Below are 22066 nucleotides of genomic sequence, written 5' to 3'. Positions count from 1 at the left end.
GAAATACGCCTATTATCCCGGCTGTTCGGGCCACGGCACCTCTGTGGAGTATGAAGCCTCCACCCGCGCGGTGTGCAACGCCCTGAACATGGACCTCGTGGAAATCGAGGACTGGAACTGCTGCGGCTCCACGCCGGCCCACTCCGTGAGTCACGAGCTTTCCGGCGCGCTTGCCGCCCGCAACCTCATGCAGGCCGCCAAGACCGGCGCCGACTGCGTGATTTCGCCCTGCCCGAGCTGCTCCTCCAACCTCAAGATGGCCCGCCACCGCATGCAGAATCCCGCCTTCAAGGCCAAGGTGGACGAGCTGCTCGACGCCCCCACTCCGGCCAACGCCGACGGCGGCGCCGATCTCATGGAAACCTATTCCGTGCTTCAGGCCATCGTGGAGAACGTGGGCGTGGAAAACATCGCCTCCCGCGTGACCTATCCTCTGGAAGGCATCAAGGTGGTCACCTACTACGGCTGCCTCCTGAGCCGTCCCGCGCACGTGGCGAAGTTCGACGATCCGGAAAACCCCGTCTCCCTCGACAACATCATGAAGGCGCTCGGCGCGGAAGTGCTGCCCTTCGCCCTGAAGACCGAATGCTGCGGCGCGGCCATGGGCATTCCGGACGTGAACATTCCCGGCTCTCTGAGCGGACGCATCCTCGACACCGCCAAGGCCGTGGGCGCCGAAGCCGTGGTCACCGCCTGCCCGCTCTGCCACATGAATCTCGACCTGCGCCAGCGTCAGGCCGCCAGAATCTCGAAGAAGAGCTTTTTCGGTCTGCCGGTGTTCTACTACACCCAGCTCATTGCGCTCGCCTTCGGTCTGCCCAAGAACGCCATGCGTCTGGACAAGCTGGCCGTCAATCCCTATCCCCTTCTGGACAAGATCGCCGAACGCCGCAAGGCCCGTGTTTCCGCCGAGCTTGAAGCCATGAAGGCCGCAGGAGCCGCATCATGAAAATCGGCGTATTCGTCTGTCACTGCGGCAGCAACATCGAAGCGACGGTGGATACCGCCACGGTCGCCAAGATCGCGCTGACCTATCCCGATGTCGTCTTCTCCGAAGACACCATGTACACCTGTTCCGAGCCCGGACAGGAAAACATCGTTCAGGCCATCAAGACCCACGGCCTCGACGGCGTGGTGGTGGCTTCCTGCTCGCCCAGAATGCACGAGCCCACGTTCCGCCGCACGGTGGAGCGCGCCGGCCTCAACCGCTACATGTTTGAAATGGCCAACATCCGCGAGCACGTCTCCTGGATCGGCCGCGACCGCGAAGCCAACACCAACAAGGCCGCCGAACTCGTGCGCCTCGCCGTGGAAAAGCTGCGCCGCAACACCCCCCTCTACGCCAAGCAGTTCGACGTGACCAAGCGCGTGCTCGTCATCGGCGGCGGCGTGGCCGGCATTCAGGCTGCTCTCGATGCGGCCGATTCCGGCATCGGCGTGGTCATGGTGGAGCGCGAAAGCACCATCGGCGGCAAGATGGCCAAGCTCGACAAGACCTTCCCCACCATCGACTGCTCAAGCTGCGTGCTCGCGCCCAAGATGGTGGACGTGGCCCAGAATCCGAACATCACGCTCTACGCCCATTCCGAGGTGGAGAGCATTTCCGGCTTCGTGGGCAACTTCACCGTGAAGATCAGAAAGCGCGCCACCTACGTTGACTGGACCAAGTGCACGGGCTGCGGCACCTGCACCGAAAAGTGCCCCACCAAGAACGTGCCCGACGCCTTCAACGAAGACATCAGCAACTGCCGCGCCATCAACATTCCCTTCCCGCAGGCCATTCCCAAAAAGGCCACCATCAACCCCGACTACTGCCGCAAGATCAAGGAAGGCAAGTGCGGCGTGTGCGCCAAGGTGTGCCCCACCGGCGCCATCGTGTACGACATGGTGGATGAAATCGTGGAAGAAAAGGTGGGCGCCATCATCGCGGCCACCGGCTACGATCTCGTGGACTGGACCGTGTACAAGGAATACGGCGGCGGCGCGTATCCCGACGTCATCACGAGCCTGCAGTACGAACGCATGATGTCCGCCTCCGGCCCCACCGGCGGCCACATCCATCGTCCTTCCGACGGCATGGAACCCAAGAACATCGTGTTCATCCAGTGCGTGGGCTCCCGCGACTGCTCCATCGACCGCCCGTACTGCTCCGGCTTCTGCTGCATGTACACGGCCAAGCAGGCCATCATGACCAAGGATCATCTGCCCGATGCCGAAGCCTTCGTGTTCTACATGGACATCCGCGCTCCGGGCAAGATGTACGATGAATTCACCCGTCGCGCTCAGGAAGAGTACGGCGTGCAGTACATCCGCGGCCGCGTGTCCGCCATCCAGCCGACGGTCCGTCCCGACGGCAAGGTGGGCTACATCGTGCGCGGCGCCGACACCCTGCTCGGTCAGCCCGTTGAGGTGGACGCCGACATGGTGGTGCTCGCCGTGGGCGTGGAAGGCGCAAAGGGCGCGGGAAGCCTCGCCGAAAAGCTGCGCATTTCCTACGACCACTACGGTTTCTTCATGGAAAGCCACGTGAAGCTGCGCCCCGTGGAAACCAACACCGCAGGCGTGTATCTCGCCGGCGTGTGCCAGGGCCCCAAGGACATTCCCGCCTCCGTGGCGCAGGGCAGCGCCGCCGCAGCCAAGGTCATGGCGCTCTTCTCCAAGCCCAAGCTGGAGAACGATCCGCAGGTGTCCGTGGTGGACATCAAGCGCTGCGTGGACTGCGGCAAGTGCATCCAGGTATGCCCCTATCAGGCCATCGAAGAGGTGGAGATCCGCGGCCAGAAGAAGGCCCACGTGATCGAAACCGTCTGCCAGGGCTGCGGCCTCTGCACGGCCACCTGCCCGCAGGGCGCCATTCAGGTCGCCCACTTCACCGACAATCAGCTTCTCGCGGAGGTTAACGCCCTATGTCTGTCCTAGCTGGCAAGGAGCTCCGTATCGTAGGTTTTCTTTGTAACTGGTGCTCTTACGGCGGCGCCGATACGGCCGGTACCGCCCGCGCCGTGCAGCCTACCGACCTTCGCATCATCCGCGTCCCCTGTTCCGGCCGCGTGAATCCTCTCTTCGTGCTCAAGGCCCTCATCAACGGGGCCGACGGCGTTCTGGTGTCGGGCTGCCATCCGCGCGACTGCCACTATTCCGCGGGCAACTACTACGCCCGTCGTCGTCTGGAACTGCTCAAGGATTTCCTGCCGGTCATCGGCATCAATCCCGACCGCTTCGAGTACACCTGGGTTTCCGCTTCCGAAGGTCAGCGCTGGAAGGACGTGGTCACCAACTTCACGAACCGCATCCACGCGCTCGGACCCGCTCCCCGCTGGGAAGACGTGCCCGCCCGCTATGATCGCCCCGAAGAACTCATCGAGTCCATCCGTCCGCTCGGCTGCGGCGCGCATCCCTCGCTGCCCGAACTCAAGCAGGCCATCAAGGACGCGCTCGCCGAAGGCCTCGAAGGCGTGCTCGGCTGGAAGCAGGGCTTCGACGCCATTCACGCCGAACCCGTGTTCATGACCACCCCCGAAGAAGTGGATTCCCTCATCTGGGGCCCCTTCAACGTTCACAACCTCGCCGTGTATCTGCCCCAGTACAAGGGCCGCAAGATAGGCGTGGTGGTCAAGGGCTGCGACAGCAAGGGCGTGGTCGAGCTGCTCGCCGAAAATCTCATTTCCCGCGAGGATGTGAAGATCTTCGGCATGGGCTGCAACGGCACCGTGAGCCTGCCCCGCATTCTGGCCAAACTCCCCGAAGGCGCGAAGATCGAATCCTGCGTCGGCCGCGGCAACAAGCTGACCGTCACCGCCGGAGGTCAGGAATACGAAATGACCATGGCGGAAGTCGCGCAGGACAAGTGCCGCCTCTGCACCAGGCCGAACGCCGTTCTCTCCGACGTGTTCGTGGGCAATCCCACCGTGGAGCCCGCGGCTCCGGCCGACGGCCGTCTGCCCGGCCTGCGCTTCCTCGACTCCTTGAGTCTTGAGGAGCGCATGGGCTACTGGAAGGGCCAGATGGAACGCTGCATTGCCTGCCACGCCTGCCGCGGCGCCTGCCCCATGTGCGTCTGCCGCGACTACTGCGTGTCCGACACCCGCGATCCCGCGTGGGTCACGCAGGAAGACACCGTGCAGCAGAAGCTGTTCTTCCAGCTCATCCACGCCCAGCACCTCGCCGGGCGCTGCACGGGCTGCACCGAATGCGAACGCGCCTGCCCCATGGACATTCCCGTGTTCGCGCTCAAGCAGCAGTTTGGCCGCATGATTCAGAAGATCTTCAGCTACGGCGCGGGCCTCGATGTGAAGGCCACGCCTCCGCTGCTCACCTATCAGGTGGAAGAACCGACTATCAAGGAGCATGATCTGGCATGAGCAGTCTCCTTTTCGCAACACCGAAAGAGCTGACGGGCTGGCTTGCCGGTCTGGCCTCCGGCCATCGCGTGCTGGCTCCCCGTCAGGAAGGCCCCAGCGTGGTCTATCGTCCCCAGACGGCCGACGAGCTCGCCTCCGCCGACATCGACGCGCTGCTGCGCCGCGCCACCGCTTCTCCCAAGCAGGCCATGCTGCCGCAGTGCGAAACGCTGGTGACCTTCAAGTCCGTCAAGGACGCTGAGGATCCCTCCAAGCTGACCACCACGCTTGAGGCTCCCATGGAGGCCGAACCCACGGTGCTTTTCGGCTGCCGTCCCTGCGACGCGCGCGGCTTCGTGGTGCTCGACCGTCCGTATCTGGAAGGCAAGTTCAAGGATCCCTACTACGGCGCCCGCCGCAAGGCCACGGTCATTGTGACGCAGGCCTGCCCCACGGCCTTTGCCTCCTGCTTCTGCAACTGGGTGGGCAGCCATCCTTCCGACAAGGAAGGTTCGGACATCCTCTTCACCGCCGTGGAAGGCGGCTTCGTTCTGGAAGTCGTCACGGAAAAGGGACAGGCCCTTGTGGAAGGCGCAGGCTTTGCCGACGCCGCGGACAAGGCCGCGGAAGCGGAAGCGGCTCATGCTGCCGCCGCCGCTTCGCTGAATCCTGCGCCCGAGCTGACCCACGTCATGGAAAAGGTGGCCTCGCGCTTCACCGACAAGGCCTTCTGGGACAAGGAAACCGTGAAGTGCCTTTCCTGCGGCGCATGCACCTATCTGTGCCCCACCTGCCAGTGCTTCACCATCACCGATGAAGGCTCGCAGCTCGACGGCCGCCGTCTGCGCAGCTGGGATTCCTGCATGACTCCGCTCTTCACGCTGGAGACCAGCGGACACAATCCCCGTCCGTCCAAGGCCGACCGCATGCGCAACCGCGTGAGCCACAAGTTCAGCTTCTACCCCGAACGCTACGACGGCTTCTTCTCCTGCGTGGGCTGCGGCCGCTGCGTGGTGAGCTGCCCCGTGTCGCTGGACATCCGTCACATGGTGCAGGCCGCCGTGGAAGGCGCGACCATCGAGATCAAGGACGAGGCTCCCGCGCCTGCGCCCGAGGCCCCGAAGGCTGCGGCTCCTGAAGCCAAGGCCCCCGAAACTGCCGAAGCGAAGTCCGAGACCGCTCCCGAAGCGAAGGCCCCGGAAGTCGCGGAAGTGAAGGCCGAGGCTGCTCCCGAAGCGCCTGCCGCTCCCGCGAAGCCTGCCGAAGCCGCCGCGCCTGAAAAGGCGGCGGAAGCTCCTGCGGCTCCCGCGCCCAAGGCGCAGAAGAGCGCTCCCAAGACGGCCACCAAGTCTTCCACCAGAAGCAAGGCCAAGAAGAGGTAAGGAGAAGATATGAGTGAACATGACTGCGGCTGCAGCAAGAATCCTTACCTGCCTGAAGTCGCTACGGTTCTGGAAGTCATCACGGAATCTCCCACCATCAAGTCGTTCCGTGTGCGCTTTGACAATGAGGAAGCATGGAACAATTTCACCTACCAGCCCGGTCAGGTGGGACAGCTTTCCGTGTTCGGCGTGGGCGAGTCCACGTTCGTCATCAACACTCCGCCTTCGTGCAAGGATTACATTCAGTTTTCCGTCATGCGCGCGGGCGAAGTGACCACCGCCATCCACAAGCTCCAGCCCGGCGACAAGGTGGGCGTGCGCGCTCCTCTGGGGAACTATTTCCCCTATGAGCAGTGGAAGGGCAAGAACATCGTGTTCGTGGGCGGCGGCATCGGCATGGCGCCTATCCGCACCATCATGCTGCACGTGATGGAACACGCTTCCGACTACGGCAAGCTCAGCCTGCTGTACGGCGCGCGTTCCCCCGAGGACATGGCCTACAAGGCCGATCTTCCCGGCTGGCTCAACAGCGATGTGCTGCACACCACGCTCACCATCGACCGCGAGGCTCCTAACTGGCCTCACCGCGTGGGCATGATTCCCAACGTGCTCAAGGAGCTGGCCCCCAGCCCCGACAACACCATCGCCGTGCTTTGCGGCCCGCCCATCATGATCAAGTTCACGCTGGCGGCGTTCCGCGAAATGGGCTTCAAGGATGAGAACATCATCACCACCCTTGAACGCCGCATGAAGTGCGGCATCGGCATCTGCGGCCGCTGCAACCTCGGCGGCAAGTACGTGTGCCTCGACGGTCCCGTGTTCTCGCAGGCCGAGCTCAACAATCTGCCTCCGGAAATGTAGTCCGGCGGCCATGCGTGCATAAGAAAAGGCCCCTTCTTCGGAAGGGGCCTTTTTCATGCTCATTCAACCAAGAGGGGAAAGCCGCAACGCCGGTCCGCGGAGCTGTGCCTTGCAACAACGTTCTGCCGTTTGCACTGCGGCGGCACGAATCATGTCCGTCTGTGCCTGACTTTCCGGAAGGCCTGCCTCATCCGGCGAGCACAAAAGCGCCTGCGTTCAGGCAGCGCCCAGAGTACCTGACTCCACGCCGACCTGATGAAAAGTTTTGAAAAAGAGGATGGGGGCTCGGGGGAAGGAAGAAAAAGTTTTTCCTCCTTCCCCCGTCCTCTCACTTCTACTTCTTACTTATAAATCAACATCCGTAATGGCTTCGATCATGGCCTGGGTGTCGGCGACGCCGGGGTCGGCGTAGAGGTCGAGGTCGCAGGGCGGTTCTTCGAGCACGCGGCGGGCGGTCATGTAGTGTCGTTTCCAGTAATCGGCGTCGAGGCGTTCGACGCGCACGCGGGAACCTGCGGAGGGGCTGTGGATGAAGCTGCCGTCGCCTATGTAGATGGCGGAGTGGCGGCCGTTGGGGGTGTTGGCGATACGGAAGATGATGATGTCGCCGGGCATGAGGTCGGCCTTGGCGACTTCCTGTCCTGCGCGGGACTGGCGCACGGAGTCGCGCGGAACCGTAACGCCGTGCTTGGCGAACACCCAGTACACGAAGCCGGAGCAGTCGAAGCCGGAAGCGGGGGAGGTACCGCCGCTTCTGTAGCGCACGCCCAGGCCCTGACGGGCGATGTCGGCCACGTTTTTGCCGAGGGACATGATGGTGGGGCAAAGGTTGGCGCGGTAGAGCGGGGCCGGGGAATCGGCTCCGGGCAGCATGCCGGAGATGGAGGCGGAGTTCATGGAGGCGGGGCGCGTCTGCGGAGTCGGAACAAGGTCTCCGCGCGGGCGGGGCTGGCAGGCGCTCAGCAGGGAAACGGCGAGGCCCGCACACAGCAGAATCGCAGAAATACGGAGTCGTGAAGTCATACAGGTGCTCCTGTAGGCGTCGCAAAACGGCAGAAAAACGACGCAGAACGATGAGATTGCGGCGCGGTAAAAAATCAAAACTGCCTCTGAAAAAGCCGGGTGTCAAGTTTGCGCTGCGGTCGGTACTGTTGCAGCGGCTGTGTTCGTCATGAAAAAGCGCGGCCCGGGAAGCAATGATTTTTTATCCGGACGTTATTTGAACCAGCCGCGCCGGAAAAAGAAGATCAGCAGGGCGGCGGTAATGAAGGCCATGAGTCCGAGCACGGCGAAATATCCGTATCTCCACTCCAGTTCGGGCATGAAATGAAAGTTCATGCCGTAGATGCCGGCAATGACGCTGAGCGGCATGCACAGCGACGTGAGCACGGTGAGCACGCGCAGGCGGTAGTCGGTTTTTCTCTGGGCGTGGAGCAGGCAGTCGTTGTGCAGATCGCGCAGGCGTATTTCCAGCTGATCCTGACTGCGCACCACGTGATTCTGACTGTCCATGACGTCCCGAAGTTCGGCCTTCAGATGACTGAAGGGCACGCTCTGCGTCTGCAGGCTCTGGAGCACGCTCATGCAGTAGAGCTGATCCTCGAACTGGGAATAGAGACGGCTTACGCAGCGGCGTATGGCGATGAGCTCGTCCTGACCTATGTTGTCCGGCTCGTCGTAGATTCTGTCGGCGAGGGCTTCCACGGCGGCGCGGGCGGCCATGTACTGACGGGTGCTGATGTCGGTGCACACGTCCATGATGAAGAGCAGCAGCGCCTGACTTGAGGGCTCGGAGAGCTCGCTGCCGTTTTGCAGGCGCAGCAGCGCGCGGTCGAAGAGCGGAATGTCCGGCGCGCCTATGCTGATGAGCACGCCCTTCATGCACAGCATCATCATGTACGAGGCGCGGGGGCTGTTCCACTGCACGCGCATGGGAAAGCGCAGGAACACGCATCCGCCGGAAACGTCCACGTCGGGAAAGTTCACGGGCTGCGTGCAGGCGGCCACGGTGTCGGATTCCACATGCAGGCCGCGCAGGTATTCGCCGAGGCGTTTTCGCTCTTCGTCGGGATTGTCGTCGTCCGCGAGGCGGATGTCGTGCCAGACAAGGATGTCGCCGCCGTCGGAAGGCGCTTTCTTGAGCCAGCGCCAGTCCCGGGCCGTGAGATGATAGTGCTGTATTTCCATGGCGGAAGGCTAGCACGAAAGGCGGAAGCTGAAAAGCGGCGAAGGATGAGAACAGCGTGAGATGAAACGATGTTTTGCGGAAGAGGGGAAGAAGCGGCCGCGGAAAGCGGCAGGGCGGCTGCTCGGCGCGGAGGCGCTCGGGGAAGGGCGGCGCGTCCCGGGCACAGCCGCGCAGCTAGAGCAGGAATCGTTTCAGAGCGGCGACTTTTGCGGCGTACTTTTCCGGCACGGGGAAGGTTTTGCCCTGCACGAAGGCGGCCAGCGCGTTGTCGATGCCGGGCACGGTGGAGCCCGCCTGGTTCAGGCGTATCCAGCTTCCGTCGTCCGCAACGTCGTAGTCGCCGACGGTGATGGTGATTGCCTGATCCATGCCGTTGACGGAAAAGCAGATCATGAGGCTCATGTCCTCGCGGCAGACGAGGTTGTGGACGTGCAGAAAGTCCGAGAGACGCGCATTGACTAGCGACATGGTTTTCTCACTGTTCAGAAGTGCCCGGGCCAGCGCCCGGCCCGGTGTTTTCAGCAGAGCGTCGAAAAAGTTCATGACGTTCCTTGTCCTGATGTCCGTTGTGCGCAGGGCGATCCTTCAGCGCGGAACGCGCGCCCGGGGCCCTGTTTTCCGGCGGTGCGGCATGCACGGATGCTTGCGCTTCTGCGGGGAGCGGAGCGCGTAGGCAAGGCGCTTCGGAAAGCTGCGGGCCTTCGGAGTTCTGCCTTCCCGGCGGACGCCGCATCGCCCGGATGCTCCCGAGGAGCGCGATCCGCCGCCCCGGGAGCTCTCCGGCTCAGAGCCCGGCCTGCTGCCGCCAGGCCTCGAAGTCGGCCCGGCCGCGGTCGGCCATTTCCGCCTTGCGCGCCTTTTTCTTCGTGCGCTCGGCAAGCTCCGGCATGAGACCGAAGTGAATGTTGGAAGGCGTGAACTGCTTTGAAGGCGTGCGCAGATGATTCATGAGCGCGCCGAGCGCCGTGGTCTGCGGCGGCAGGGGCAGCTCTCTGCCGCGGGCGCGGGCGGCGAGCAGAAGGCCCAGCCACAGGCCGCAGGCTGCGGATTCCACATAGCCTTCCACGCCGGTGATCTGTCCGGCAAGATGGACGTTCGGACGGGCCTTCAACGACAGATCCGCGTTCAGGCATTCCGGCGCGTTCACGTAGGTGTTGCGATGCACGCTGCCGAAGCGCAGAAATTCCGCATGGGCGAGGCCCGGCACGAGGCGGAACACCTTATCCTGCGCGCCGTAGGTCATCTTGGTCTGGCAGCCCACAAGGTTGAAGGAACTGCGTTCCGCGTTTTCGGCCCGGAGCTGGAGCAGGGCGTAGGGGCGGCGGCCCGTGCGCGGATCGGTGAAGCCCACGGGCTTGAGCGGCCCGAAGGTGAGCGTGCGTTCGCCGCGGTCGGCCAGCGCCTCGATGGGCATGCAGCCCTCGAAGTGGATTTCCTTCTCAAAGTCGTGGGCGGGCACGCGTTCGGCCTCGCGCAGGGCGTTGTAAAAGGCCGTGTACTCGGCGCGCGTCATGGGGCAGTTCAGATAGTCGCCGTTCTCCTTGGCCTCGGGGTCGGTCATGGTTTCCATGGGCTTGTCCAGAAAGGGCGCGTCGTCGGAGTAGGGCGGCGGCGCGTCGTTGCCGTAGCGCGAACCGCGGAAGGCTATGCTCATGTCCACGGAATCGGCCCGCACGATGGGCGCAATGGCGTCGTAGAAGTACAGACGCGTGTGCTCGCCGTTTTCCGAAATGATGTCGGCAATGGAGGAGGCCAGATTTTCCGAGGCCAGCGGCCCGGCGGCCACGATCACGGTTTTGCCCTCAATCTCGGGCGCGTCGAGGGAGGGAATCTGACGCCGCACGAGAGTGATGAGCGGCTCTTCCTCCACGCGGCGCGTGAGCGCTTCCGAAAACAGGGTGCGGTCCACGGCAAGCGCCTTGCCCGCCGGAACGGAGCAGGTTTCGGCGGCGGCCATGACGGCGCTGCCGAGCTTGCGCATCTCTTCCTTGAGCAGGCCCACGCCCGAACCCTGCGCGTCGTTGGAGCGGAAGGAGTTCGAGCAGACCAGCTCGCCGAGCAGCGGACTGACGTGGGCGGGAGAAAAGACTTCCGGCTTCTGTTCGTAAAGCGTGCAGGCGAGGCCCGCGCGCGCAAGGGCAAGGGCGCATTCGCACCCAGCGAGTCCGCCGCCGATGATGACGAAAGCGGGCGTTGACGTATCCATGACGACTCCGTGGTCAGAAAAAAGGAAGGCGGCAGTTCCGCCGTTGAAAAAAGGCGCGTTCGGATCGCGCGCCTCAACCTTACTGGAAGACGGCAGGGAAGTCACTCTTTTATGCGCACGCGTGAAAAGCCTGCTTTTTACCAGAAAAATACCAGTATGCGCTTGACAGGGCATGGCGGCACTTTTTATGACCTTATATAAGGATTCATTGAACCGATGCAGGGGCCTTGCGCCTTTTTTGCGTCCCAGAGTAATTCAAACCCTAGTGGAGATTCGTATGTCCATAGCTTTGGAAAACCAACGCACCTACGCCCTTGTCGGCACCGGTGGCTGCGGTAAGACTTCTCTGGCAGAAATGCTGCTTTTTCAGGCTGGAATCATCAATCGTCTTGGCGCCATCGAAGAAGGCACCACGGCTCTGGACTACGAACCCGAAGAGATCAAGCGTCGCGGCTCCATTCAGCCCGGTTTCGCCACCTTTGACTGGAAGGGCTTCCGTCACAACCTTATCGACATTCCCGGCGACTCCAACTTCTGCGGCGACATGGACTGGCTGCTTGCCGCCGTGGACAGCGCCGTCATCGTCGTGGACGCCGTGGACGGCGTGCGTCCGCAGATGCGCCGCATGTGGAAGAGCGTGAAGCAGGCCGGACTGCCGACCATCGCCGTGATCACCAAGATGGATCGCGAACGCGCCGACTTCGACGCCGCCCTGAACAGCCTCACCACGCATCTGGGCGTCCGCCCCGTGGTGTTCTACATTCCGATTCTGGAAAACGGCGAGTTCATGGGCCTTGTGGACGTGTTCGCCTCCAAGGCCTACCGCTTCCTGGAAAACGGCGAAACCGAGGAAATGCCCATTCCCGCCGATCTTGAGGACGAAGTGCTGCTGCTGCGCGACACCTCCGTGGAGAACATCGCCTCTTCCGACGAAGACCTCATGAACCGCTACCTCGAAGACGGCACACTTTCCGACGAAGACATCACCTTCGGCCTGCGTCAGGGCGTGCTCTCCGGCGAAATCGTGGCCGTGCTGCCCGCTTCCGCCATGCTGAACCGCGGCGGCCGCCGTCTGCTCAATCAGATCAACAATCTGCTGGCCTCGCCTGCCGATCGTCCCGCCGCGCTCGGCGCCGACGGTTCCGAACGCGCCGCCGATCCCGAAGGTCCGGCAACCTGCTTCGTGTTCCGCTCCCTGAACGACGCCTTCTCCGGTCAGGTGAACATGCTCCGCGTGGTGTCCGGCACCATTTCTTCCGATTCCTCGCTGAAGAACATGCGCACCGGCGAAATGGAGCGCCTCGGCTCGCTCTTCTACGTGAACGGCAAAACGCAGACCGCCTGCAAGGACACCCTTGGCCCCGGCGCCATCGTGGGCGTGACCAAGCTCAAGGGCACCCGCACCGGCGACACCCTGTGCGACGACAAGGCCCCCTTCGTGGTGGAACTGCCCAAGCTCCCGCCGCAGCTCATCACCTTCGCCCTCGCGCCCAAGCAGAAGGGCGACGAAGACAAGGTGTTCGCCGCCGTGCAGAAGCTGCTCGACGAAGACGTCACCCTCAAGCTCGGTCGCGACGAGGAAACTTCCGACATCCTGCTTTCCGGCATGGGCCAGCTGCACATTGAAATTTCCGTGGAAAAGGCCCGTCGCCGTTCCAAGGTCGACATCGTGCTCAAGACGCCCAAGGTGCCCTACCGCGAAACCGTGCGCGGCAAGGTGCAGGTGCAGGGCCGTCACAAGAAGCAGTCCGGCGGCCGCGGTCAGTTCGGCGACTGCTGGATCGAAATGGAAGGCGCGCCCCGCGGCTCCGGCTACACGTTTGAAGACGCCATCGTGGGCGGCGTGATTCCCCGTCAGTACATTCCCGCCATCGACAAGGGCATTCAGGAAAGCGCGGCCCGCGGCTACCTGGCCGGCTGCCCGGTGGTGGACTTCAAGGTGCGCGTCTATGACGGCTCCTACCACACCGTGGACTCCTCCGAAATGGCGTTCAAGATGGCCGGTTCCATCGCCTTCAAGGCGGCCATGTCGCAGCTCAAGGTGCTGCTGCTCGAACCCATCGTGCAGATGACCGTGACCATTCCCGACGAATACATGGGCGACGTCATCGGCGACCTGTCTTCCCGCCGCGGCAAGGTGCTCGGCTCGGATTCTCAGGGCGGCATCACCGAACTCAAGGCCAACGTGCCCATGAGCGAAGTGCTGCGCTACGCTCCCGATCTGCGCAGCATGACCGGCGGTCAGGGCGTGTTCACCATGGAATTCGATCACTATGAGGAAGCGCCTCAGCCCGTGGTCGACAAGGTCGTGGCCGAGCATCAGGCGGCCAAGGCCGGCGAATAGCGGATAACAGGAGGAAGAGCACTTCTTCCCCCGCAGATAAAAAGAATGCGGCGTTCCTCCCGGACAGGGAAGAGCGCCGCTTTTTTGCACGGGCAAGGCGTCGGCGGGGCGGTCGCGGGCGAGGCTGCTGCCACTGGCGGGGCAATCGCCGTAGTCGGGGAAATCTGCCGCGTAGTCGGGGTAAGTTGCCGCAAGCGAGGCATTCTGCTGTGGACGGGGCAAGCTGCCGCGGGCGGGGCGCTCTGCCGAGGACGGTCGGTCAGTCCTGCGTGAGCGGGGCGGGCTGCAACGGCAGGCGCGCGCCGGTCACGCCGAGGGGAGCTCGATGTCCTGATCGTTTTTCACCATGTTCATGATGTGCCGGAAGAAGCGTTCCTCCACGGGCTGCACGGAAAGGCGGCTGCCGCGCCGGAGCAGTTCCATGCCTTCGAGTTCGGGCTGCTTGCGGAGCTCCTCCAGCGGAATGGGACGGGTAAAACGGCTCACGAGTTTGACGTCCACCATGTACCAGCGGGGATTTTCGGGCGTGGCCTTTTCGTCGTAGTGCCGGTTCTTCGGATCCTGCGCGGTGTGATCGGGGTAGGCTTCGCGCACCACTTCCACAAGCGCCACGATTTCCGGCTTCTTGCCGCTGTGATAGAAAAATCCGAGATCGCCCTTTTTCATGGATTGCATGAGATTGCGGGCCTGATAGTTGCGCACGCCGTCCCACGAGGTGGTGGCGTTCGGCGAAAAGATGAGGTCATCCAGGGAAAAGCAGCCGGGTTCCGTTTTGAAAAGCCAGTATTGCATGGGCGTTCCTCTGCATGGTTGATGTTGCTTTCGGTATAAGGTCGGGCATGCCGGATGACAAGAGGGCGCGTTTGCAGGACTTGCGGGCCGTGCCTTGCGCGGCTTTCGCTCCAGATGGGCTCTTTCGGGGCGTTTTTTCTCCCGCTTTGGCCGGAGGCGCGGCGCAAAAGGGTGAAGTGCGGGGGCCCTTTTGCGTTCATAAAATTAAACACAATGAATTTCAACAAGTTATCAATATCAACGTTGACACTCTCCGCGCGTGAATGCTATGCAGGACAAAAGGGGCTCAGGCCCCATGTATTACGATGGAAACGGAGTTGTCATGGCCACCGCGATGAATGAACTGGAGAAGATCACGCTGCATCTGGAAAATGGAGCCGGTCTCATATTTTACGGACGTCTGTTTTCCGAGGCCGTGTGGTACGATGAATACAGCGGTGTGCTGACGCATCAGAAACTCTACGTCACCGACCAGAACGAACAGGTGTACGTCATTCAGAAGGGCAGTGGAGAGAGGAGCGTGTGCCGGGCCTATCGCATATCGGTGCACGGCGAGCGCTGCGTGATCTACAACGGGCGCTATTCCATGGAGATTCCTCTCGATCTGCTTCTGCTTGCCGTGCGCACCTTGTGCGGCGTCGAGGACGGCATGGCCCTGGAACAGGCGGAAGAGATTCTTCGCGCCGCCAACTGCTGAACTCAGGTTCGGCCTCTGCCCGCGTGGGCGTCGTGGGCGACCTTGCCGCGGGCCGCCTTTTTCATTTTGAACACCGGAAAACACATATAAGGAAAACGCATGAACTGTCATGGATTCACCCTTGTGAGGGAAGAAGAGCTGCGCGAAGCCGGCGGACGCGTCCGCCTCTGGAAGCACGACGTCACCGGCGCGGAGCTTTTGTCCATCTGCAATGACGATGAAAACAAGTCCTTCGGCGTCAGCTTCCGCACGCCGCCCAGGGATTCCACGGGCGTGGCCCACATTCTCGAACATTCCGTGCTCTGCGGTTCGGACAAGTATCCCGTGAAGGAACCCTTCGTGGAACTGCTCAAGAGCTCGCTTCAGACCTTTCTCAACGCGCTCACCTTCCCGGACAAGACCTGCTATCCCGTGGCGAGCTGCAATCTTCAGGACTTCTACAACCTTGTGGACGTGTATCTCGACGCGGTGTTTCATCCGCGCATCGACGAGAACGTGCTGCGTCAGGAAGGCTGGCACATCGAGGCCGATGCCCCCGACGGCCCCTGGCAGTTCAAGGGCGTGGTGTTCAACGAAATGAAGGGCGTGTATTCCTCGCCCGATTCCGTGCTCATGGAGGAATGCCAGCACGCCGTGTTCCCGGACATGCTCTACAGCCTCGATTCCGGCGGCGATCCTGCGGTGATTCCCACTCTCACCTTTGAGGCCTTCCGCGAGTTTCACGCGAGCTACTATCATCCTTCCAACGCGCGTTTCTTCTTCTGGGGCGACGACCCCGAAGATGCCCGTCTGGCCCGCATAGCCGACGTGCTCGCGCCCTATCGGAAGCGCGAAGTGCGCTCCGAAGTGCCGCTTCAGCCGCGGCTTTCTTCGCCGCGTCATCTTGAGATTCCCTACGCCGCCTCCGAGGGCGAGGACGCCGACAAGGCGCACGTGGCCGTGAACTGGCTGCTGTGCGAGTCGAAGGAAACCGAGGAGATGTTCGTGCTCAACATGCTCGAACACGTCATTGCCGGCCTTCCCGGCTCGCCGCTGCGCAAGGCGCTCATGGATTCCGGGCTCGGCGAGGACATTTCCGGCTGCGGTCTGGAAGGCGATCTGCGCCAGGCCTACTTCTCCATGGGGCTGCGTTCCATTGATCCGAAGAACGCCGCCGAAGTGGAGCGCCTCATGATGGACACGCTGGCCGATCTTGCGGAACACGGCGTGCCCGAACCCGCCGTGGAGGCCGCGCTCAATTCTCTGGAATTCATGCTGCGCGAAAACAACACCGGCTCGTTCCCGAGAGGCCTTGCCGCCATGTTCCGCAGCCTTTCCGACTGGCTGTACGACGGCGACGCCTTTGCGCCGCTCGCCTGGGAAAAGCCGCTCGCGTCCATCAAGAGCCGTCTTGCCTCCGGCGAAAAGGTGTTTGAAAACGCCATCCGCCGCTGGTTCCTCGACAATCCTCATCGCGTGACGGTGCTGCTCGTGCCCGACGCCGGTCTTGCCGCCGCGCGTCAGAGCGCCGAAGACGCGCGTCTTGCCGCCATCCGCGACGGCATGAGCGAAAAGGAGCGCGAAGAGGTGGTCGGCATTGCCGCGGCGCTGCGCCTTGCCCAGCAGACGCCCGATTCTCAGGAGGCGCTCGATACCGTGCCGAGCCTCGGCAAGCAGGATCTGCCCGTGCAGAACGCGGTCATTCCCTGCAAGGTGGAGCGGGAAAACGCCCTTGACGTGGTGACGCACGAACTCGACACCATGGGCATTCTCTACGCCGGACTGTCCTTCGATCTTTCCGGCGTGCCTTCGCGTCTTCTGCCGCTCGTGCCGCTGTACGCCCGCGCGCTGACCGAGCTCGGCACGAAGCGCAGCGACTACGTGCAGCTCGGCTTTGAAATTTCGGCGCATACCGGCAGCCTCGGCGCGGGAGCCGTGGTGCTGGCGCGCGTGGCCGACGCTTCGCCGGTGTGCCTGCTTACGCTGTCCGGCAAGTGCACGGCGGAAAAGGTGGAGCGCATGACCGACCTCATGCGGGAAATTCTCACGGAGCCCGACTTCGACAACCGCGAGCGCTTCACGCAGATGGCGCTTGAGGAGAAGGCCCGCATGGAGCAGGCCGCGGTGCCTGCGGGGCACACGCTGGTGAACACCCGTCTGAGCGGTCGCCTTTCTCTGGCCGGACGCATTTCCGAAGCCATGAACGGCGTGAGCGAACTTTTCTATGTGCGCGATCTCATTCACCGTCTGGATGCGGAATGGGAGCTTGTTCGCGCCGATCTTCTTGCGCTTCATGAGTGCATCGTGCGCCGGGGCGGCGTGAAGATCGACATGACGGCGGACGCTTCGCTTCTTGCCGCGGCGCGCGGAGCGCTGGAAGCGCTGGTTGCCGAACTGCCCGACCGCGAAGTGCCGGCGTGCGCGCCGGAATTCGACGCGCTGCCCGGAGCCGAGCTTCTGAGCATTCCCGCGCAGGTGAACTACGTGGGACTCGGTCTGAATCTGAAGGAGGTCGGCTACCGTTACAGCGGAGCGCAGGCGGTGATTCTGCGGCATCTGCGCATGGGCTACCTGTGGGACCGCGTGCGCGTGCAGGGCGGAGCCTACGGCTGCTTTGCCCGCTACGGCCGCGCCACGGGCGCGTTCACCTTTGCCTCCTACCGCGATCCCAATGTGGAGAACACGCTGCGCGTGTATCGCGAAACGGCGGATTATCTGGGCAATCTGCGTCTTTCCGACGCGGACGTCACCCGCGCGGTGGTGGGAGCCATCGGCGACGTGGACGCCTACATGCTGCCCGGAGCGAAGGGCGCAACCGCGTTTTCCCGGTACATGACCGGAGAGACGAACGAGGAGCGTCAGCGCATCCGCGAGGAAATTCTTGCCACGCGGCTGTCCGATTTTCATGATTTCGCGCCGTACTTGGCCGCGGCTCTGAAAAAGGCCGTGCCCTGCGTGCTCGGCGGAGCCGACGCCGAGGCCGTGGCCGGAGCCGAAGGCTGGACCGTGACCCGCGTGCTCTAGGACGCGACAAGAAAAAAGGACATGCCATGAAAAATGAAAAGTCCCGCGGCACCATGCTTGTGAGTTCCGCGGTCATTCTGTGTGCGGTGACGTTTGTCGCCGGTTTTGCCTGCGGAAACATGGTGGCGGAGCACAAGGCCGTGAGCCGGAGCGCGACGGCGGCGGCTCCCGCGCCGGCACCCGAGGCCGCTCCCGCCGCCCCTGCCTCGACCAGCGCCTCAACGGCCGAGGCGCAGGCCCAGCACATCAGTCATCTGCGCGACGAGGCCCGTCAGAATCCCGACAGCGCCGACGCCTGGACCAAGCTCGGCAATGCCTGCTTCGACGCGGGCGACGCCGACGGGGCCATTGAAGCCTATCAGGAGTCGCTGCGTCTTGAGCCGGGCAACGCCGACGTGCGCACCGACATGGGCAGCATGTACCGCATGAAGGGCGAGCCCGCCCGCGCCGTGGAATGCTACGATCAGGCGCTCAAGGATCATCCCGGCCACCGGAACGCCATATTCAACAAGGGCGTGACCATGATGCTCGATCTGGAGCAGCCGGAGCAGGCCGTGGCGTTCTGGCAGTCCATGCTGAAGGCGTATCCCGGACTTAAGCTGTCGAGCGGCGCGGAGCTGAGCAGAATCATGCCGGAAATCGTGGTGGACGCCGCGCTTCAGCTTGAGGCGCACGGCCGGAAGGTGGTGGCGCTGCGCGCCTACGAGCAGGCGCTGAAGCTGGATCCTTCCTTTGCGCCCGCGCTGGTTCACGGCGCGTGGCTCATGGAAGGCATGGGGCGCGCCGCCGATGCGCAGCCTCTGTGGAAGCGCGTGCTTGAACGTTATCCCGACGCCACCGATCCCGCAGGCAAGCCTGTTCGAGACCACATCACGAAGTAATCATACGGGATTGTCATGTTTCGGTTTTTGTTTTCTCATATCCGCGTTGCGGCGGTGCCGGCGGCGTTGTGGATGATTCTCTGTCTGCCTTTTCCGCTGCTTGCCGAAACGGAGCAGGAAGGGGCCGTCATTGCTGATCCCGCGCCTGCCGTGGTGGTTCCCGAGCCTGTGACCATTCGGGCGGAGCCGCAGCCTTTGTCGCCGCCGCCGGCGGAGAAGCGCTCTTCCGCCGTGCGGATAGGGGTGCGTTCTTCGCTGTCCATGCTGCTGGACAAAAGCGGCGCGCTCGATCAGAGCGCCGCGGCGGCCCGTCTGAACGAGTTTTCGCCCTACGCCGTGAGCGTGCTTTCCCGCGAGACGGGCGCGCTGTGGCTGCATCTCGATCTTGCGGACGTGAAGGATTCTGCGCCGCACACGCTCTGGCTCAATCTGGGCTCGCAGATACCCGCGGGGGTGTCGGCCTGGATTTCCGCCGACGGCAGAACGTGGCAGAGCGTGCAGGCCGAGTCCTTCGGCGTGTACGATCTCTTGTCCGCCGGGCGTCAGGGGCAGGTGCTGCTGCGCCTGAACGGTCTGCCGGGTCTGTGGTTTTCTCCGGCGCTGTGTTCTCCGCACGCCGTCATGGATTCGCCGGAAAGGCTGGGGCATCTGTTTTCTCTGACCGCGCTGGCGCTGCTGGGATTTCTCTGCCTGCTGCTCAGCGTGACGGAGCGCGGCGAGGGCCGTTTCTGGACGGGCGCGCTCGCCTTTGCCGCCATGGCGCAGATAGGCTGGGGCGTGCCCGCCACGCCTTCGGGCAGCGTGGGAACGTGGTCGTTTCCCGGCATGTTTGCGGCGGGCGTGGCGCTGTTCATGCTGCCGCACGCGGGGCGCGTTCTCATGCGCACGCGCGTGGCCTCGCCGTTTGTGGATACGCTTTTTCTGCTGTTTGCGCTGCCCGGCGCGTGTGCGGCCATCGTGCCGCTGCTGCCGGGCATGGCGTGGACGGCAAGACTGCTGCCCCTGTGGCCGCTGGCCGCGCTGCTGTGCCTGTTCCCTGCCGTGGTGCTGATGTTCCGCGGGGTGCAGGGCGGCGGACCGTTCACGCTGGCCTGCCTGTCCATGGGCGGCGGCGCGGTGGTGTCGCTGTGGGGCCTGCTGCACGGCATGGAAAGTCCCTGGTGGGGGCTGGCCGTGCAGGCGGGCGAGGCCGCGGGTCTGCTGTTTCTGGCTTCTGCCGCGCCGCATCGCGACGCGCCCGCGCCGGAGCCGGAACTTTCTCTGGACGCCTCTCCGCGCCGCAGCGGCGAGACGCGCGCCAACACCTACAAGGACAACAGCCTTGCGGCGCTGCGCCGGGCCTTCCGGGGCACGGCGGAGGAGCTTTTCGACGAGGCCTGCCGTCTGGATCTTGCCCTTTCCCGCGCCGGTGTGGACAAGAAGGACAAGGTGGACATCATGACCCATGCCGACGCCATGACGGCGGCCGCGCGCAGACTTTCGGAAAGCGCGCTGGATCTTCCCTCCGCGGCCGCGCTGCCGGAGGCGTCGATGCAGGTGTTCGAGCTGCGGCAGGTCATTCAGAAGGTGTTTGCCTCGGTGTTCGATGAGGCGGAGAAAAAGGGCCTCGGTCTGGCCTGGTACGTGGCTCCGCAGATAGGGCAGAAGTTCCGGGGCGACGCCGCGCGGTTGACCACCCTGCTCACGCTGCTCCTTGCGGATGCGGTTCGGGCTTCGTCGCACGGCGCGGTCAGTCTGCATGTGCGCCGCAGCGCCGCGAGCACGCATCCGGGGCATTTGCAGTTCACCGTTTCGGACAACGGCGAGGCGGTTCCGCCCCGCGGCAGACAGAGCGCGCTGCTTGCCCGCGCCTGGGAGCTGGCTTCCGCCCACGGCGGCGATTTGTTCGTCGACAGCACGCCGCAGGGCATGGAACTTTCCTTCAGCATGGAATGCACGGCCATGGAGAACGACGGCGTGACCGAACGCTCCATGCCGCCCGCCGAGGGCCGGGCGCCTGCGGAGGGCAAAATCGTCATTCTGGCCTCGCCAGACGGCCTGAGCCGTCAGCTGTACGCGCACTATCTTTCCGACATGGGCTGCGCAATCTGGGAAGCCAGGGACGCCGAAGAGGCGGCGGCGCTTTACGCGGCCTCGCCCGCCTCGCTGGTGGTGTTCGACGGCGCGCTCGGCGAGGAAGACATGGTGCAGGGCCTTGCGGCCATCCGCATGTTCGAGGGCGAGCAGTCGCTGCCTGCGGCGCCGTTCCTTCTGCTGGCCCGCGACGACATGCAGGCCGAGCGCATGGCCAAGGCGGGCTGCGACGAATCGCTGCTGCTGCCCGTGGTGCGCAAGGATCTGCGGGCCATGACGCGCTGGATTCTTTCGCCGACTTCCGCGCGGCCGGTGCTGAGCACGCAGCGCGTCACGCTGGCGGCGGTGCTGGCGGGCGCGCATTCCGGCTCCGGGCGCATGCAGCCCAAGGCCGTGCGCCGCGCCTCTTCGCCTGCCGCGCCTGCGCAGAGCGCGCCGAAGATGGACGAAAGGGCGACGGAAGCGGAAACAAAGCCTGTCGCAGCGCAGGAGTGCGCCCAGATTCAGGAGGCCTCTGCTTCCGAAAAGCCGGAAAAGAAAGGCTGGCTCTCGTCGCTCTTCCACGGGCGCGACCGCGCGGAAAAACCGCTGGACGTGAAGGGCGCGCCTTTGCCGGAAAACGTGCCGACGCCTCCCGAGTCCGAGGCGGACTCCGGGGATGCCATGCAGGCAAAGGGCGCAGAAGACGCGCGGCCTGCGGGCGCTCTGCGGCCTGCGCCGGAACCTGCCGCCGAAGCGGATGGCGAGGTGGTGGAACTGCTGGCCGAAGAGGTGCTGGTTGAGGAGAGCGACGTGCATGAGCTTCGCGTTGAGGACAGAGTGCCGGACGAAAGCGATGCGGCGGAGTTCATCGAGCTCGACGCCTCGCTGATTCGAGCCGAAGGCGAAGCGCCCGAGGCGGTCGCGGAGCCTTCCGAAAAGGCGGAGTACGAAGCGGAAGGGAGTCGCGGCGAGGCAGAGATGGCTGAGCCGAACACCGTTGACGCAGCGGCCCTGCCGTCGGACGACGCGGAAAAAACGGGTGAAGCCGCCTCTTCGGCAGAGGACGCGGAGCTCGTGACGGCGCCTGCGGAGGTCATCAGCGCCGGGCTGAACCGCATTTCCGATGCGCTTCTTCACGGCGACGTGCAGGCCATACGCAGCGGCTCCCGCGAGCTTTCCCTCGTTGCCGACAGATACGGCATGCACACGCTGGCCGACATGGCCCGCTGTTTCCGGGCGGCGTGGGAAGAAGGCGATGTGGAAGCCGCCGCGCAGATTGTGGAAGAAATGCGCGCCGAGGCCGCCCGACTGTGAAAC

General features: G+C 63.8%; 15 protein-coding genes. 10 read left to right on the top strand and 5 right to left on the bottom strand.

The features are described from left to right. The 5 genes from Q0K02_RS09355 to Q0K02_RS09335 all read left to right on the top strand — a co-directional run. Window positions 1-949, top strand: a 949-nt coding sequence (locus tag Q0K02_RS09355; protein WP_294487889.1) for a CoB--CoM heterodisulfide reductase iron-sulfur subunit B family protein, incomplete at its 5' end; no start/stop codon positions are given. Beyond that, entirely contained in the window at window positions 946-2919 is a 1974-nt protein-coding gene (locus tag Q0K02_RS09350) for a CoB--CoM heterodisulfide reductase iron-sulfur subunit A family protein (RefSeq protein WP_294487887.1), read from the top strand. The genes Q0K02_RS09355 and Q0K02_RS09350, both read left to right, overlap by 4 nt. After that, window positions 2907-4361 (top strand): hydrogenase iron-sulfur subunit, encoded by a 1455-nt coding sequence (locus tag Q0K02_RS09345; protein ID WP_294487885.1) that lies wholly within the window; start codon window positions 2907-2909, stop codon window positions 4359-4361. Before Q0K02_RS09350 ends, Q0K02_RS09345 begins: the two co-directional genes overlap by 13 nt. Then, a complete protein-coding gene (locus Q0K02_RS09340; protein WP_363315678.1) occupies window positions 4358-5722 on the top strand; it encodes a 4Fe-4S dicluster domain-containing protein in 1365 nt (454 codons plus the stop codon). The genes Q0K02_RS09345 and Q0K02_RS09340 overlap by 4 nt, the downstream gene beginning before the upstream one ends. Before the next feature lie 9 nt (window positions 5723-5731). Beyond that, complete coding sequence (locus Q0K02_RS09335) at window positions 5732-6583, top strand: FAD/NAD(P)-binding protein (RefSeq protein ID WP_294487882.1); 852 nt, start codon at window positions 5732-5734, stop codon at window positions 6581-6583. A gap of 345 nt (window positions 6584-6928) precedes the next feature. On the opposite strand, the gene Q0K02_RS09330 is transcribed toward Q0K02_RS09335, so the two are convergent. From Q0K02_RS09330 to trmFO, 4 genes are all read right to left on the bottom strand, one after another. Beyond that, window positions 6929-7606: a C40 family peptidase gene (locus tag Q0K02_RS09330; protein WP_294487880.1), complete on the bottom strand. Its 678-nt coding sequence runs from the start codon at window positions 7604-7606 to the stop codon at window positions 6929-6931. A 192-nt stretch (window positions 7607-7798) separates the two neighbouring features. Continuing rightward, window positions 7799-8770 (bottom strand): CorA family divalent cation transporter, encoded by a 972-nt coding sequence (locus Q0K02_RS09325; protein ID WP_294487876.1) that lies wholly within the window; start codon window positions 8768-8770, stop codon window positions 7799-7801. Between the two features lie 175 nt (window positions 8771-8945). After that, entirely contained in the window at window positions 8946-9314 is a 369-nt protein-coding gene (locus tag Q0K02_RS09320; RefSeq protein ID WP_294487873.1) for a hypothetical protein, read from the bottom strand. A gap of 241 nt (window positions 9315-9555) precedes the next feature. Next, a complete protein-coding gene (gene trmFO / locus Q0K02_RS09315) occupies window positions 9556-10977 on the bottom strand; it encodes a methylenetetrahydrofolate--tRNA-(uracil(54)-C(5))-methyltransferase (FADH(2)-oxidizing) TrmFO (RefSeq protein WP_294487871.1) in 1422 nt (473 codons plus the stop codon). Between the two features lie 277 nt (window positions 10978-11254). On the opposite strand from trmFO, the gene Q0K02_RS09310 reads away from it, so the two are divergent. Next, window positions 11255-13321 carry an elongation factor G gene (locus Q0K02_RS09310; RefSeq protein WP_294487869.1) on the top strand — a complete coding sequence of 689 codons (2067 nt, stop codon included), beginning with the start codon at window positions 11255-11257 and terminating at the stop codon, window positions 13319-13321. 306 nt (window positions 13322-13627) lie between these two features. Here Q0K02_RS09310 and Q0K02_RS09305 read toward each other — a convergent pair whose 3' ends face one another. Next, entirely contained in the window at window positions 13628-14113 is a 486-nt protein-coding gene (locus tag Q0K02_RS09305) for an EVE domain-containing protein (protein WP_294487867.1), read from the bottom strand. Window positions 14114-14435: 322 nt separating this feature from the next. Here Q0K02_RS09305 and Q0K02_RS09300 point away from each other — a divergent pair, with 322 nt between their 5' ends. The 4 genes from Q0K02_RS09300 to Q0K02_RS09285 all read left to right on the top strand — a co-directional run bounded on the left by Q0K02_RS09300 (window position 14436) and on the right by Q0K02_RS09285 (window position 22063). Continuing rightward, window positions 14436-14810: a hypothetical protein gene (locus Q0K02_RS09300; protein ID WP_294487865.1), complete on the top strand. Its 375-nt coding sequence runs from the start codon at window positions 14436-14438 to the stop codon at window positions 14808-14810. 99 nt (window positions 14811-14909) lie between these two features. Further along, window positions 14910-17813 (top strand): insulinase family protein, encoded by a 2904-nt coding sequence (locus Q0K02_RS09295; protein WP_294487861.1) that lies wholly within the window; start codon window positions 14910-14912, stop codon window positions 17811-17813. A gap of 26 nt (window positions 17814-17839) precedes the next feature. Then, window positions 17840-18694 carry a tetratricopeptide repeat protein gene (locus Q0K02_RS09290; protein ID WP_294487859.1) on the top strand — a complete coding sequence of 285 codons (855 nt, stop codon included), beginning with the start codon at window positions 17840-17842 and terminating at the stop codon, window positions 18692-18694. A 72-nt stretch (window positions 18695-18766) separates the two neighbouring features. Next, the gene (locus Q0K02_RS09285; RefSeq protein WP_294487856.1) at window positions 18767-22063 is read left to right on the top strand and encodes a hypothetical protein; all 3297 of its coding nucleotides are present in this window, start codon (window positions 18767-18769) and stop codon (window positions 22061-22063) included. The last annotated feature ends 3 nt before the right edge of the window (window positions 22064-22066 follow it).

This window comes from uncultured Mailhella sp. (assembly GCF_944324995.1).
Taxonomy (GTDB): Bacteria; Desulfobacterota; Desulfovibrionia; order Desulfovibrionales; family Desulfovibrionaceae; genus Mailhella.
This window is presented reverse-complemented; position numbering and strand designations above follow the sequence as displayed.

Excerpts from the sequence above, each read along its gene's own strand:
- Q0K02_RS09330 (WP_294487880.1), bottom strand. The coding sequence starts at position 7,606 with ATGACTTCACGACTCCGTATTTCTGCGATTCTGCTGTGTGCGGGCCTC.
- trmFO (WP_294487871.1), bottom strand. The coding sequence starts at position 10,977 with ATGGATACGTCAACGCCCGCTTTCGTCATCATCGGCGGCGGACTCGCT.
- Q0K02_RS09350 (WP_294487887.1), top strand. The coding sequence starts at position 946 with ATGAAAATCGGCGTATTCGTCTGTCACTGCGGCAGCAACATCGAAGCG.
- Q0K02_RS09340 (WP_363315678.1), top strand. The coding sequence starts at position 4,358 with ATGAGCAGTCTCCTTTTCGCAACACCGAAAGAGCTGACGGGCTGGCTT.
- Q0K02_RS09335 (WP_294487882.1), top strand. The coding sequence starts at position 5,732 with ATGAGTGAACATGACTGCGGCTGCAGCAAGAATCCTTACCTGCCTGAA.
- Q0K02_RS09305 (WP_294487867.1), bottom strand. The coding sequence starts at position 14,113 with ATGCAATACTGGCTTTTCAAAACGGAACCCGGCTGCTTTTCCCTGGAT.
- Q0K02_RS09285 (WP_294487856.1), top strand. The coding sequence starts at position 18,767 with ATGATTCTCTGTCTGCCTTTTCCGCTGCTTGCCGAAACGGAGCAGGAA.
- Q0K02_RS09325 (WP_294487876.1), bottom strand. The coding sequence starts at position 8,770 with ATGGAAATACAGCACTATCATCTCACGGCCCGGGACTGGCGCTGGCTC.
- Q0K02_RS09320 (WP_294487873.1), bottom strand. The coding sequence starts at position 9,314 with ATGAACTTTTTCGACGCTCTGCTGAAAACACCGGGCCGGGCGCTGGCC.
- Q0K02_RS09310 (WP_294487869.1), top strand. The coding sequence starts at position 11,255 with ATGTCCATAGCTTTGGAAAACCAACGCACCTACGCCCTTGTCGGCACC.
- Q0K02_RS09300 (WP_294487865.1), top strand. The coding sequence starts at position 14,436 with ATGGCCACCGCGATGAATGAACTGGAGAAGATCACGCTGCATCTGGAA.
- Q0K02_RS09345 (WP_294487885.1), top strand. The coding sequence starts at position 2,907 with ATGTCTGTCCTAGCTGGCAAGGAGCTCCGTATCGTAGGTTTTCTTTGT.
- Q0K02_RS09290 (WP_294487859.1), top strand. The coding sequence starts at position 17,840 with ATGAAAAATGAAAAGTCCCGCGGCACCATGCTTGTGAGTTCCGCGGTC.
- Q0K02_RS09295 (WP_294487861.1), top strand. The coding sequence starts at position 14,910 with ATGAACTGTCATGGATTCACCCTTGTGAGGGAAGAAGAGCTGCGCGAA.